The organism is Vallitalea maricola (genome assembly GCF_036985595.1).
GTDB classification, from domain to species: domain Bacteria; phylum Bacillota; class Clostridia; order Lachnospirales; family Vallitaleaceae; genus Vallitalea; species Vallitalea maricola.
Genome location: NZ_BTPU01000440.1, coordinates 1 through 212 on the forward strand (window position 1 = coordinate 1; position 212 = coordinate 212).

General features: G+C 33.0%; 1 protein-coding gene. It reads right to left on the reverse strand.

Annotated elements, in window-relative coordinates; all coding sequences use genetic code 11:
* Positions 1-187, reverse strand: a 187-nt coding sequence (locus AACQ14_RS24570; protein WP_339366151.1) for a hypothetical protein, incomplete at its 3' end; no start/stop codon positions are given.
* Positions 188-212 lie beyond the last annotated feature (25 nt).

The window sequence follows — 212 nt, forward strand, 5'->3', positions numbered from 1 at the left end:
TTCCAAAACACATTACAGATGATGTAATGTGTTTTGGAATAAGCTCATACATAGGATAAGGAATGGTATCCAAATCTTGTATGAATTCTCTTCTTGGAGTCAAACAGATACTTCCATCTCCTTTACGAAATGCCACACTTTTTATTGAAGACAACTTATCAATATCCATTCCATACCTAAAAAACATATCGGCTATTTCTACCATAGTTTCT